Below are 13,016 nucleotides of genomic sequence, written 5' to 3'. Positions count from 1 at the left end.
CCGGACGCCGGGCATGGTCGGGTCGCCCGGACCGGCGTGGGGCGGGCCAATTCTGCCGTAGCCGTTACGGCTGTTCGGACACCCCGGTGGCGGACCGCTGTGTGCGTACGGCCTGCAGGGCCGTGGCGACCAGCGGGTCGGTGAGCGCCTGGGCGACGCGGAGCAGCCGTTGGCGTTCGCCGGCCGCCGGGGTGTCCTCGCCGGGCAGCGCCACCTGCGGGCCCTCGGGCGGCTGGGGCCGGCCGGAATGCCCCGGGGCCGTCGCCTCGCGCCGGGCGGCCTGGAGGCGCTGGACCGCGTCCCGCAGGGCCGCGGCGGTGGCCACCGCCTGCACCTCCTGCTCCGGCGGGCGCCGGGCGTCAGCGGTGCCGTGGGACGCCTGCTGCTCGTATGCGGCACGCACCGCGGCCGCGGGCAGGGGGGACACCCAGGGACGCAGTGCGCGCATCCCGTCGAGGATCTCGATCACCCGGCGGTGCAGATTGAATCCGACGTTCCACGCCAGTCGGTGACTCCGTGCGCTGTCCACGCTGAACGCCAGGTCCTCGTCGACGCCTTCGACGACGAGGTCCCACAGCGGCTGCAGGGCCTTGATGTCACGGCGCTCGCGCAGCCATGCGCCCACGGCGGCTCCGGAGAGGCCGTAGCTGGTGATCAGGGCGCCGATCGAGCCGAAGGTGGAGCCGAGCACGCCCACGGTGTCCAGAGCGTGGTTGCCGAAGGCGGCGAGCACGATGGCCGGGGCGGAGCAGACCACATAGCCGAAGACGAACAGCATGGCGGTGCCGAACGAGCGCAGCGCGTGCCGGAACCGGGGGTCCGCCGGCTTCAGTTTGCGGCACTGCCGGTAGGTGCTCAGGGTCCCGCAGGCCAAGGTCGCGAGGAAGACCGCCAGGAACACCTGGACCGGCCCCTCGCCCGCGAAGTCGGTGTTGAACCTGAGGGGGTCGATCGGCCCGGACAGATCGGCGGAGCAGAACGCGACGACCATGACGGCCGGTGCCGCGAGGTACACCGCGGACCACACCGTGACCCGGCGGCGCAGCACCGCGGGGCGCTGCCGCAGCTGGGGGTCCCACAGCAGGGTGAGCAGGTGGAGGAGGGAGAAGCAGGTAAGGATGCCGATGTAGACGGGGAGGGTGGCGAAGCTGGGGACGCCGGTGAGTTCTCCCAGCATCCGGTACCCGGCGGGTGCGGCCATCGCGAACACCAGGCCGGACGAGACGAAGTTGACCGTGATGAGGGACAGCGTCGGGGTGCGGTCCCGCAGCAGTGCCAGACACTTCCACCCGGCGATCACGAAGTCGATGACGGCGATGGCCAGGTAGACGACGTTCGAGGCGCTCTCAGACACCGGACCTCCGGTGGGACAGCGCCGAGGAGAGGAACCCGTTGGTGCGCTGGTCGCGCCGCAGCTCCAGGTGCCGCTGCAGCATGACGGTGGCGAAGGCCTCGGCGCGCCGCTCGTGCGCGCTGTCGTAGTGCGAGCGGTTGAGGACCTGGAGCACCGGGCCCGTCTTCAGCCCGGGGAGCAGCTTGCGCACGGTCTCCTCGGTCATCAGCTGGTCGGAGGAGCCGTCCTCGGTCGGGTGTTCCTCCCACAAGTGGAACAGCTCGTGCAGGCTGACGTGCAGCCGGGTCAGTTCGTTCGCGGTGGCGTCCACCACGATGAAGTCCCGGTCCTTGCCCCGGGCGCAGAACCCGGACACCTGCTGCGGGAGCGGCACTTCGGTGATGGTGATCGGCTTGTTGCGCCGTACGGCCACCGCGTCGACCAGTCCCTGCATGTCCCGTACGCCGGACAGGCCGAGGTCGCGATGGACGAGACGGGTGACGGACCAGGTCGCGAAGAAGACTGCCAGCTGCTCGCGGAGCGAGGTCCACGGCGAGCTGTGCGGCCGGTGGCGGGTGGACTGCGGCACTTTCGCCTGCCGCGCTGGACCATGACGACGGGGCCACCACATGAACGAATACTCCTACGGCTGTTGCTGCGCTCGGGGTGAGGACGGAACGGTACGCGGCCCGGGAGGACGGCGCGCCCGGTGGGTGCGGCAAGGCCGGTGCGCCGGGGCACGGCCGGTCTCCGCCGGCGGCCGGGGCGCGGCCGCCGGTGTGCCGCCCGCGCGGCATCGATGTCCGGCGGCGGGAACCGAACGCGTCACGGAGCCTCCTCTGCCGGTACGTCGGGCGGTTGCGCCCACCGGTCTCAGCCAGAGTGACTGTAAGGCTACGGAGGGATGCCGTACGGAACGGGCGTCCCGGGACGAGGGCGGAGGAAATCCCGCGCGGGCCGGAGAACGGCCCCGCCCGAACCCCGTCCACCCTCCCCACCGATGCCTCCGGGACGGCCCATGGCCCGCGGAAACAGCCGGATCGCCCCACAATGCGCCGCCTCTGAAGGCCCGTTCACCTCACACGGGGGCGGTGCGCCCGTCAGGTCTTTCGTGATGGAAAAGTTACCCGGAGTTCCCGGTGCACCCGGCGGGCCTGCGTACCCGGCGGCCCGGCGTCGTCCGGCGCGGACGGGTGGGCCGGGGCCGGGCCACACCTCGGCGGGCACCCCACCACTACGGCGTGACGACAACTACGGGGTGACGATCGGGAAGTCCGGGTCGGGCCGGTCCAGGAGGGTGCCGAAGGTGAGCAGGGCCTGGGGGTCGCCGTCGAGGGTGACCGTGCCGGCCGCGATCTCCGCGGGAAAGGTCGTGGCGCCGCTCAGCACCGCGTTCAGGGTGGTGCGGGCCAACCGCAGGGTGGCGTGCGGCGGTTCGCGGCGCGGGGCGTCGCCGGGCATAGGGGTGAGTGCCCCGTTGGACAGCAGGAGCGTCCAGGTCTCGACGGTGGCGGGGGCGTCGGTCCCGTCGGGTGCGGGCGTCAAATCGGTGCACCGGCAAGGACATGGCTTTCAGCGCGCCCTGATCATCGCTGCGCTGACGCACCTGGCGGACCGCCGGCGCTCGGCTGACAGCATGCGGACACTGTGCCTCGCCATCGAGGAGCCGGAGCTGTTCCAGCACCCGCCTCAGGCGCGGACCTTCGCGAAGGTGCTCCGCGAGCTGGTCAGTGCCTCTCCACAGGGCCGTACACAAGTCATGTACGCCACCCATAACCCAGTCTTCATCGATCCCAAGGGGTATCGCCAGATCCGTCGTCTGTGCCGGGCTGTTGGCGAAGGCCACCCCGTCACCGACGTGTGGCAGGCCACGGAGGAGGACCTGTGCAGGGCCCTCGACGGGCTGGTCGAAAAGAAGGTGGTCAGGAGCAGGGCCGAGGGAACTCTGGGCGGTGCACTGGCCGAGGGCTTCTTCGCCCATGCCGTGGTCCTGGTTGAGGGACGTGGAGATGAGGGAGTGATCACCGGTTGCGCGGACCGGCCGGGAATCAGCCTGGGTGCCGAGGGCGTCAGCGTCATTGAGGTCAACGGAGAAGACAACCTCATGATCTCCGACGCGCTCTTTAGCGCATTGGGCGTGACTTGCTATGTCGTATTCGACGGCGACGCCGATGTGGCGGAGCGTAAGCGGGAATCGGTGCGCCACCTCATTCCACAGCAGCGCCATGAGAAGGAGCAAGAGTTCGAGCGCCAGGCACGCAAGAACCAGACCAAGAACGCGAACCTTCTTCACTACCTGGGCGCGTCACCGAGTCCCCGCCCTACCGACGAATCGACCGTCCGGTACACAGTCTTCGAGGACACCCTGGAGACTTACCTTGCCCAGCACTGGCCAGCCTGGGACGAGCGCAGGCGGGACCTCGTTCGCACTGGAGAAGGTGTTGATGGGAAGAACGCGGCAACATACCTGGAGACAACCCGGACGGTCACGACGGAGCCTCCGTTCCTGTTGCACGCTTTGCTGGAGAACGTCCGCGCGCTGGCCAGGCGCTTGTAGCTCGGGCCGCCCTGCTCGCAAGCGTTCCGGGCTCGCGCCGCCAGCACGTTGAATAAAGTTGCTCCCATGAACCATGTGGTTGATCATCTTGTGACTGCGCAGCGTGTGAACGCATAACGGCAGGGGGCTCATCTGCTACTTCCAGCCGTCGAGTGATACCTGTAGGCCGTTGGCAAGGTAGCAATGGAGGGCGCTGGCAGTGGAGCCCACGAAATCCTCGGGAATGGCATCAGTGCCCACCCAGCAGACCTGCGCGTGCTTGCGAGGTTCGCGGTTTTCGGGTTCGCCAGTCCATTCGTGGGCGGCGAAGACGACGGTGAGGAAGCCGTTGGGGGCTTCGACGCCCCAGGCACCGTGGATGATGTGGGCGACCTTGAGGAACTCGGGCTTCACGGTGAGGCCGGTCTCCTCGTACAGCTCGCGGACCGCGGTCTCGGTGATGGGCTCGCCCGGTTCGCTCTTGCCGACGGGAAGGTCCCACATCCCTTGGGCGAACTTGGCGTTCTCGCTGCGCTGGAGGAGGACGACGCGGTTGGTGGCCTTGTCGTGGACGATGACGGCCGCGACGAGCAGGGTCATCGAGTCGAGCGCCGGCTTGAGGGTTTGGGAGCGGTCGTCGGTCTGCTGGGCCACGGTGTTCCCTTCGTCGAGCGGGTTGTTGGGCATGTTAGGCGAGGGCCTCGCGGGCGCGGCGGGCGAGATCGGCGGCGCCGGGGACGCGGCGGCGCTGGTAGACCGCGAGGGTGGAGCGGATCGAGGTGATCGCCTTGCGGGTGCGGTCGGAGGTCATGCCCTCCATAAGGACCAAGGCTTGTGCCCAGGCGGCGACCGCTTCGTCAGCTCGGGTCTGGGCGGCGAGGCTGTCGCCGAGGTCGGCGTGGGTGAGGGCGTGGACGCGCTTGTATTTCTCGGGGTCCCAGCGGGTGAGGGCGTCTCGGTGCTGTTGTTCGGTGCCGATGTGGTCGGCGAGGTCGGTCAGGGTGCGGGCGGTGTGGCTGGCCACGGTGCCGGCGGCGGGGCCGCTGACGCGGGAGTAGCTGGGCTGGGGGCCGTCATCCCGTAGGAGGGCATCTTCGGCGGCCAGGAGGGCGCGTGCGGCCGACGGGTTCTCGTCAGTGGCTGCGTAGGCGCGGGCGTGGGTGATGTGGAGGAGGGCCTCGGTCTGGCTGTCGACGTGGCCGAGGCCGCGTCGCAGGGCGCCTTCGACGAGGTCGACGCAGTGGTGGGGCAGCTTGAGGCTCAGGGCTTGGTGGGCGAGGGCGCGCATCATCCAGGCCGCGTGACCATGGGGGTCGGCTTCGCAGGCGAGCTGGTAGCCGACTTGGTAGTAGCGCTGGGCCGCGCCCTCGTGGCCCAGGTCGTGGTGCTTCCACCCGGCGAGGTAGGCGAGTTCGGCGACGGCGCCGAAGGCGGCGCGGCGTAACGGCTCCGAGGGGAAGCGTCCGCGGAGCATCGGGGCAGCGGTGTCGGCGAGGTACGCGGTGACGGTGGTCAGACCGTGCCCGCCGCCGAGACGCTCGTCGGCGGCGCTGAAGGCCGCAGTGATCTGGCGTACGACGTCCACGTCCTCCGCGCCGACCACGGACATGCCGGTGCGGGCACGGAGCATGCGGGCGGCGGCCTCGTGGTCGTAGCCGAGCGGCATGGCGACGCCAGCCGTGGTGAAGGCCGCGATGGTGAGGAAGCGGCGGCGCTCGACATCGGCGCGGCCCAGGTCGGTGACAGCGAGGACGGGGTCGGATTCCGCCGGCTCCTCGGCCTCGCAGGTATGGAGGCCGATCTCGGTCCGGGTGATTGTGCGTCCGGCTCGGCGGGACAGTGCTTCGGCGAGGTATCGGCCTACCCGGCCCGAAGGAGAACGGGCGCCGTTCACCCAGTGCGAAATGGCCGACTTGTTGGTCTGGAGGCTTTCGCCGTTCTCGGCGGCGACGCGCCGCACATCTCTGGCGAGAGCCTCGTAGGTGCAGTCGACCGCGTCGATGGCATCGCGCAGACGGGAGTTGGGGTCTCTCTGCGCCGCCACGGCCGCCTCCACTCCGGAGCTGTAAACCGCGTATACCGCTTCAACTGCCTTCCACCGTACCCACTGAGCGTGACCACCGGTTCACTTATCAGCAGCCGCCCGGAACGGCGCGACCGTGATCCAGGCTTCCTCTTGGTCCGGGTGGCTCCCCGAAGTTCCGTACGCCCACACGGGTTCGGGCATTCATGTGCCCGGCCCGGACGATCAGAGACGGAGACACGGTGACCACCATCGACACCACGGCCATCACGGTCGAGCTGCCCGCGGCGTTCGACCCTCGCTGGAGCCGCCTGCCCGGCATCCAGGTCGACGGCCGGCGCATCAGCATCGACCCGGCCGCGTACTTCTTCCGCTTCGAGTCCAGCACCTGGCTCGTCGCCGACTGGGAGCTGGTCAAGTCCCAGCTCCTGGACGTGGACGAGACGACCGAGAGCGCGGTCGAGCAACTGGCACTCGACTTCATCAAGAACCACGGCGAGTCCACCTCTGACGCCGCCCGTGTCCTGGCCACCGCGTACGAGGTGTACGCCTACCTCTTCCGCGACGAGCACCTCGCCGGCCTCGGACTCCCGCAGATCACGGCCGACCACCTGCGGATGCTCCGCGAGGCCGCCACGCTCATGGCACTCAACAAGGTCGAACTGGACGGGCACATCTCCAACGTCGGCCCGTGCTGGTTCTTCCCCGCCGCCACCTCCGTCGTCTTCGACCTGGATGACGAAATGGGCGGGATGCTCGACGAGGTCTACCACGGTGGCTGGTTCAACGAGCACCGCCGGATCGAGTCCATCAAGGCCCACACCGCGCTCGGTGGGCGCCTCGTGCACGGCTGCCAGTCCGTGCCGGACCAGACCGGTGGTGTCGTCGCTCCCTACGGCGCCTCGATGGCGAACTTCCGTGACGACCTCGCCGCGTTCAAGGCGGGCTGGATCGAGCAGGTCTACGCCCACCGCGAAAACCCCGCCGCATAACCCCACCCGATCAGGCTCCGGAGCGGGCCGGCCCCCTTGCCCGCCCCGGACGCCTCCAATCGACCGGAGCCCCCAATGAGCCCGAACCCCAGCGCCGAACTCCTCGACAACCTGCTCACCGTGACCGGTCAGGCCACCGCCGTACGGGAGGAGGTGCGCGTGTGGTCCATGTCCGGAGTCGAGCGCGTGACCTTCCCTGACGGCTCCACGGCCATCTTCAAGTACGCCAAGAAGCCGTTCGACAGCGAGGATCAGGCCCTCCGCCTGGCCCACACCCTCGGCGTTCCCGTCCCCCAAGTCCACGCCTCCGCCGTTCTGGACGGCTGGCTCGGCATGCTCATGGAGGACCTCGGACCATCCGTCCGCGAGGCCGACGACTTGGACGGCGTCGCCGCAGCCGTGGTCCTGCACAGCACCCGTACGGCTCCTCCCTTGCCCGTCCTGGACCAGGAGCGGCTGCGCAAGCTGCCGGCCCGGGCCCTGGAGCACCTCGGACGACTGCGCAAGGCCGACCGGTGGCAGGACGCCGACGACGTCGAGGACACGCTCGAAAGGATCGCCCAAGCAGCCGAGGCCCGCTCCGGCGGAGCAACAATGGAGCCCTTCGGCTGGGTGCACTCCGAGTTCCACCCCACCAGCCTCCACATCGGCGAGCACGGCTGGCGGCTGCTCGACTTCGCCCGCGCCTTCACCGGCCCCGGCCTGCTCGACCTCGCCAGCTGGCACGGCACCATCGAGCCCCCGCACCCCGTACGCCTGCACGTCTTCCTGGAGCAGTACGTCACCGCCGGCGGTACCCCTGATGCCCTCGCCCCGCGCGGCGGGCTCACCGCCGAGAACTGGGCCCTGGGCTGGCACCGCATGTGGGCCGTCGAGTGGTTCATGGAGCAGGCCATCCGCTGGATCGACGACCCGGCCACCGACCCCGCCTACCTCAAGGTCGTCCGCCGCCACCTCAGCGACGTCCTCCACCTCTTTGAGATCTGACGTGCTCGCCCAGGCTTCCCCGTGGCACGCCCACGCCCTTCAGCGCACCGCCGCCGGACTTGCCGAACCCCTCGCCGTACCCGGCCGGATGGAGTGGACCACGAGACCCGGACAGGGGCCCGGCGCTGAGTTCCTCGGCCCCGGCCTGCGCGGCAAGCGACTCCTCGAACTCGGCTGCGGTCCCGGTCACAACGTTGCCCACCTCGCCACCCTTCCCCGAGCTCTCGGCTCCGCTCGAGCAGGGGAGACCCCAATCGGCGCACGCGTCACCGGCGTCGACTTGGTCGGCCTCCAGGTGCGCCGCGCCCGCTCCCACTACGGACGGCTGAACAACCTCACCTTCGTCGCCGGCCATGCCCTGCACTACCTGCATGCCTCTGACGAGCAGTTCGACGTGATCTACTCCGTCTTCGGCGCCGTCGGGCTCGTCGCCCCCGAACTCCTTCTCCCGGCCATCGCCCAACGCCTCACGCCCGGCCGGGTACTCGCCTTCTCCGTCCCCCACCCGCAGCGCGGCGGCCGAAGCCCCGCTGCCGACGACCGGCCCCGCCGCGACCACGTCACCCTCCCCGACCGCACCCGGCTCCCCATCGCTCGCTGGGAGTTCGCCACCGACGGCTGGGAGAAGCACCTCAGCAGGGCGGGCTTCTGGCTCACCGCGGCACAGGAGTTCCATGACCCCCGCATGGGCCACTGGCCCACCACCCTGCTGATCCGCGCCCGCAAACTTTGACAGCCATTCGCCCCGCTTCCCCTGGAGGAACCGATGCGCCCGCCCTACCTGCTCCTCGACATCGACGGTGTCCTCATCCCCTTCCCCGCCGCGGACGGCTCGACCCCGGCCACCCACGCCCGCCACGACGTCGTCCCCACTGGCCGGAGCGCCGACAGCCCGGTCACCGTCTGGCTCGACCCCGCCCACGGCCCCATGCTCATGGACGTGATCCGTACCGGCCTGGTCACCGCCGTCTGGTGCACCAGTTGGCGGCAGGACGCCACCACCCTGATCGGACCGCTCCTCGGCCTCCCGTCTCTGCCGCACGTCGACCTGCCGCGTCCACAGATCACCACCAGCCACCCCAACGGCCACCTGTGGAAACGCGACCCCGTCGACGTCTGGCTGGGCAACGCCCCCGTTGTCTGGATCGACGACGACTTCACCGGCCTCGACCTCGACTGGGCCGCAGACCGTACCGCCCGAGGTACGGCAACCCTCCTCGTCCAGCCTGACCCCCACGTCGGGCTCCAGCCCGAGCACCTCGCTCAGGTCACGACGTGGGCCGCCCAGATCTCCACCATCCCAGCCGCGTGACGACTGATGCCTTCGCTGCCACGAGCAGCAAGGCGTCGGCGCCGCCGCGCCTGTGGCGGCTCCCGCACAACGGCCGGCCTACCTGCCGCGGGGTGTGGATCGGAGCATTGTGGCGTCGTTGGGTGCTGTGGGCTTTCGCTGCTTAGGCCCCGGGGGGGGAGGGTGCGTGGCGTTGACCGAGGCGCTGGATGCGCCAGGGCAGTGCACAGGCAGGCTGCGGGCGTCGTCCAAAGTGCGCTGACCAAGCACTTCGTCATGGACGGCGGCCGCATTGAGACCGACGGCTTCTGCCTCAGCGAAGACGGTCGCGAGGGCATCCCGGGCGGGGTCCTGCAGGATGCGTTCGGCGTGTTCGCGGGTGGCCTGCTGGAGGTGGTGGGCGGTGAAGAGGCGCTCACACGTCGAGCCCGCTCCCCTGGGGCCCATACAGGTCGAGCAGGCGGGTGCGGGTGCCGTGCAGCCGGTCGGCCACCGTACGGGCCACATAGCGGTACATCGCCCGGCCGAGGATGGGGTCGGCCTCGCACAGGTCGCGGACCGCCTTGGCGTCGAACTCGACGGCCTCCACCGGGCCGACGGTCTCCGCTCCCAGATGCCACAGATAGGGCGGGAACAGCCAGGACCAGCCGAGCAGTTCGTCCCGTCCGAGGGTTTCCACGACCGCCGCCCGGCGTCCGGGGACGCGCTGGTCGAGGGCCACCTGTCCGCTGCGGATGATCCAGAACCGGTCGGCCCGCCGGCCCTCCTCGAAGAGCCGGGTGGCACGCGGCAGCGACACCTCGACGGCGAGGTCGGTCAGCCGCCGGCGCCGGTCCGGCGGCAACTCGTCGAACATGTTTTTCATCGTGGCCATCCCTCTTCCGCTCGCTGCCTGCACGATATGCGGGGCTTTACGGGGATCGGGGGAATGGCTCGCCCCGCCGGGGCACGGCGGGGCGGAAGCCGGTCCCGGCTCAGGCCAGCTGACGTCGTACCAGGTCGTGCAGCCGGCCGCCGGTGTCGGCGAGGAGCTCGGCGGGGGCGCCCTGCTCCACGATCCGGCCCTGGTCCATCACGATCACACGGTCGGCGTCCATGACCGTGGACAGCCGGTGGGCGATCACCAGCCGGCTGGCGCTGAGTTTGCGGGTGCTGTCGATGACGATCCGCTGGGTCTCGTTGTCCAGGGCGCTGGTGGCCTCGTCGAAGAACAGGATGCGCGGGCGGCGGACCAGCGCCTGGGCGATCATCAGGCGCTGCCGCTGGCCGCCGGAGATCGCGCCACCCCCGGCGATCATGGTGTGCAGGCCCATCGGCATCCGCTTGATGTCCTCGGCCAGGCCCGCCATCTCGGCGGCGGCCCAGGCCTCTTCCTGGGTGAAGGCCTCGGCGCCGCAGATGCAGTCCAGGATCGATCCGGTGAGCGGCTGGGCGTTCTGCAGCACGACCCCGCACTGCCGGCGCACCGCCGCCTGGTCCAGGGCGGACAGGTCCTGGCCGTCGTACAGCACACTGCCGGAGGCCGGTTTGTCGAAGCCGATGAGGAGCCGCAGCAGGGTCGACTTGCCGCAGCCGCTCGGGCCGACGACGGCCACGAACTCGCCCGGCTGCACCCGCAGCGAGACCTCGTCGAGGACCAGCGGCCCGTCGTCGCTGTAGCGGAACGAGAGCTTCTTGGCCTCGATGCCGCCGGACAGCGTGCCGGGCTGGGCACTGGCGCCACGCACCTCCGGCTTCTCGTCCAGCACCGGCTTGATCTGCTCGAACATCGGCATGGCCGCGGCGGCCGAGACGAACGCACCGGTGATCTGGGTGACCGCGGTCAGCAGCATGGTCACCGAGGTGTTGAAGGTGAGGAACGAGCCGGCCGACATGGTGCCGCGGGCCGGTCCGGCCAGCAGCACGAAGAGGGTGAGCGAGCACAGCGGCAGATAGACCGCGTTGAGGACGGTGGTCAGATTCTTGATCCGGCCGGCCTTCTGCTGGAGTTCCCGGGAGCGCGCGAACTCGCGGGCCCAGGCGGCGTACGCGAAGCTCTCGGCCGCGGCGACCCGGAGTTTGGGCAGGCCCCGCAGGGTCTGGAACGCCTGGTTGTTGAGCTTGTTGCCGAGCTTGACCAGCCGTCGCTGCCAGCGCAGCTCCCACAGGCCCATGGCGAGGAACACCGCCCCGATGACGAGCAGCATGGCGACCGCCGCCAGCGCCAGGGGCACGCTGTAGCAGAGCAGCAGCACCAGATTCATCGCGCCGACCGTGGTGGACTGCACGGCCACCGGGCCGAGGCCGGACAGCACCCGCCGGATGGAGCTGATGCCCATCGCGGCGCTGGCCAGCTCTCCGGTGGAGCGTTCGGTGAAGAACTTCGTCGGCAGCCGCAGCAGCCGGTCCCACACCGCCGGCTGGAGGACGCTCTCGATGCGCCCTTCCATCCGCAGGACGGTGAGGTTCTGCAGCAGCATGAAGGCGGCGGAGACAATGCTGGTGATCATGACGGCCAGCGAGACCTGCACGATCAGGCTCTTGTTGGCGCTCGGCACGTACACCCCGAGCACCTTGCCGGTCGCGATGGGCACGAGGGCACCCAGGGCGACGGTCACCAGTCCGCTGAGGGCCAGGTTGCGGACGTCCATCCGGGTGCCGCGCAGGCTGAAGAGCATCAGCCGCCACAGGCTCATGGGCCGCTCGGGCAGCGGGCGGTAGAACATGACGGCGCGCGGTTCGAGTTCGTCGGCGTTGTCCTGGCCGAGGCGCATCCGCAGCCCGGAGACCGGATTGACCGCCTCGTACCGGCCGCGGCGCCACAACAGCGCCACCGGGGCGCCGGACTTGGCGCGATGGCCCACCAGCGGGCCGGTGTTGGTCCGCCACCAGGCGTCCTGGAGCCGGACCGCGCGGGTCCGGATCCGCGAGCTGACCGCGATCCGTTCGACCGGGGTGATCCGGTCGTTGACGGCGCCGCCCTTCGGCGGCTCGGTGAGCGTGATGCCGGCCGCCTCCGCGACCGTACGGCAGACCGCGAAGGTGGTGTCATCACTGGTCCGGTCGGTGCCGGCACCGCCTCGCCCGCTCCGGTCCGACCGGCCGATGGACGCCAGCAGCGCCTGGTCGGCACGCTCGCGGACGGTCTCGCCCGCCTTGATGCCGGCCGCCGTCCGGTCCTCGTGGGCGCGCTCCAGCTGCTCGATCCAGCGGTCGACGGCCGACAGCAGCCGGTACTGCTGATTGACCATCTGCTGCCACAGCTCGGGGTCCACCAGCAGATCACCGGCCGCGTCCGCGCCGTAGGAGGCGCCGTACTGCACGCTGCCGGGCGGGACCGGCATCCACAGGATGTCGTCGTCGGCCACCGCCTCGTCGCCGGGCCGGCCGTCGAGCGGCGCCTCGAAGAGCACGCCCAGGCTGCGGGCGGTGCCCAGCGCGAAGGCGTGCTCCAGCGCGGAGGGCGCCTCGCCCTGGCCGCCGTACGCGGGGTCGTAGCCGTAGCCCTGCGCGCCGTATTGCGGAAACGCCCCGGTGTCGCCGTATTCGGGACGGGGCAGTTCGCGCAGCGGGATGCGGCGCAGCAGGCAGTCCTGGGAGGGCCGGCCGAGCAGGGTGTGCTGCGGGCCCTGGACCGGGCCGAGCAGCAGGGTGCCCGCTTCGAGCCGGCCGAGGAAGTGCCAGTGCCCTTCCTGGGCGGCGTCGACCGCGAAGAGGTCCAGCGAGCCGCCCGTGACGAGCCACAGCACATGGGGGCCCTCCAGGGGCACGCTGCGCAGCCCGGTGCAGTCGACCGGTGTGCCGAGGCCGCCCAGGGCGTACGTCACGGCGTCGGTGTCGCCCGGTCCCACGACCGCGGACGGGGGTACGGACAC

General features: G+C 70.5%; 12 protein-coding genes. 5 read left to right on the top strand and 7 right to left on the bottom strand.

Annotation, left to right across the window (positions count from 1 at the left end; all coding sequences use genetic code 11):
• Positions 1-64: 64 nt before the first annotated feature.
• The 3 genes from ACFW5B_RS16315 to ACFW5B_RS16305 form a co-directional block, all read right to left on the bottom strand.
• Positions 65-1,354, bottom strand: a complete 1,290-nt coding sequence (locus ACFW5B_RS16315) for an MAB_1171c family putative transporter (protein WP_386439361.1) — start codon at positions 1,352-1,354, stop codon at positions 65-67.
• A complete protein-coding gene (locus ACFW5B_RS16310) occupies positions 1,347-1,922 on the bottom strand; it encodes a hypothetical protein (protein WP_386439360.1) in 576 nt (191 codons plus the stop codon). The genes ACFW5B_RS16315 and ACFW5B_RS16310 overlap by 8 nt, the downstream gene beginning before the upstream one ends.
• A 662-nt stretch (positions 1,923-2,584) precedes the next feature.
• Complete coding sequence (locus ACFW5B_RS16305; protein WP_386439358.1) at positions 2,585-2,878, bottom strand: alkyl sulfatase C-terminal domain-containing protein; 294 nt, start codon at positions 2,876-2,878, stop codon at positions 2,585-2,587.
• A 4-nt stretch (positions 2,879-2,882) separates the two neighbouring features.
• Here ACFW5B_RS16305 and ACFW5B_RS16300 point away from each other — a divergent pair, with 4 nt between their 5' ends.
• The gene (locus ACFW5B_RS16300) at positions 2,883-3,890 is read left to right on the top strand and encodes an ATP-dependent endonuclease (RefSeq protein WP_386439357.1); all 1,008 of its coding nucleotides are present in this window, start codon (positions 2,883-2,885) and stop codon (positions 3,888-3,890) included.
• Positions 3,891-4,025: 135 nt separating this feature from the next.
• Here the strand turns inward: ACFW5B_RS16300 and ACFW5B_RS16295 are convergent, their stop codons facing one another.
• On the bottom strand, positions 4,026-4,556 hold the full coding sequence (locus tag ACFW5B_RS16295; RefSeq protein ID WP_386439355.1) for an NUDIX domain-containing protein: 531 nt from the start codon (positions 4,554-4,556) through the stop codon (positions 4,026-4,028).
• 1 nt (position 4,557) lies between these two features.
• Positions 4,558-5,913, bottom strand: coding sequence for a tetratricopeptide repeat protein (locus ACFW5B_RS16290; RefSeq protein ID WP_386439353.1), 1,356 nt, complete (start codon positions 5,911-5,913; stop codon positions 4,558-4,560).
• 221 nt (positions 5,914-6,134) lie between these two features.
• Between ACFW5B_RS16290 and ACFW5B_RS16285 the strand changes: the two genes are divergently transcribed.
• From ACFW5B_RS16285 to ACFW5B_RS16270, 4 genes are all read left to right on the top strand, one after another.
• Positions 6,135-6,884: a hypothetical protein gene (locus tag ACFW5B_RS16285; protein ID WP_386439352.1), complete on the top strand. Its 750-nt coding sequence runs from the start codon at positions 6,135-6,137 to the stop codon at positions 6,882-6,884.
• A gap of 75 nt (positions 6,885-6,959) precedes the next feature.
• Entirely contained in the window at positions 6,960-7,871 is a 912-nt protein-coding gene (locus ACFW5B_RS16280; protein ID WP_386439351.1) for a phosphotransferase family protein, read from the top strand.
• A gap of 1 nt (position 7,872) precedes the next feature.
• On the top strand, positions 7,873-8,604 hold the full coding sequence (locus ACFW5B_RS16275; RefSeq protein WP_386439349.1) for a class I SAM-dependent methyltransferase: 732 nt from the start codon (positions 7,873-7,875) through the stop codon (positions 8,602-8,604).
• A 33-nt stretch (positions 8,605-8,637) separates the two neighbouring features.
• Positions 8,638-9,183, top strand: a complete 546-nt coding sequence (locus tag ACFW5B_RS16270; RefSeq protein ID WP_386439348.1) for an HAD domain-containing protein — start codon at positions 8,638-8,640, stop codon at positions 9,181-9,183.
• A gap of 394 nt (positions 9,184-9,577) precedes the next feature.
• Here ACFW5B_RS16270 and ACFW5B_RS16265 read toward each other — a convergent pair whose 3' ends face one another.
• Together ACFW5B_RS16265 and ACFW5B_RS16260 are read right to left on the bottom strand one after the other, a co-directional pair.
• The gene (locus ACFW5B_RS16265; RefSeq protein ID WP_386439346.1) at positions 9,578-10,036 is read right to left on the bottom strand and encodes a cyclic nucleotide-binding domain-containing protein; all 459 of its coding nucleotides are present in this window, start codon (positions 10,034-10,036) and stop codon (positions 9,578-9,580) included.
• Positions 10,037-10,136: 100 nt separating this feature from the next.
• On the bottom strand, positions 10,137-13,016 hold the full coding sequence (locus tag ACFW5B_RS16260; protein WP_386439344.1) for an NHLP bacteriocin export ABC transporter permease/ATPase subunit: 2,880 nt from the start codon (positions 13,014-13,016) through the stop codon (positions 10,137-10,139).

Source organism: Streptomyces sp. NPDC058773 (assembly GCF_042746015.1).
Lineage (GTDB): Bacteria > Actinomycetota > Actinomycetes > Streptomycetales > Streptomycetaceae > Streptomyces.
Note: the sequence above shows the minus strand (reverse complement) of the source record. Positions and strands in the feature narration are given on the sequence as shown.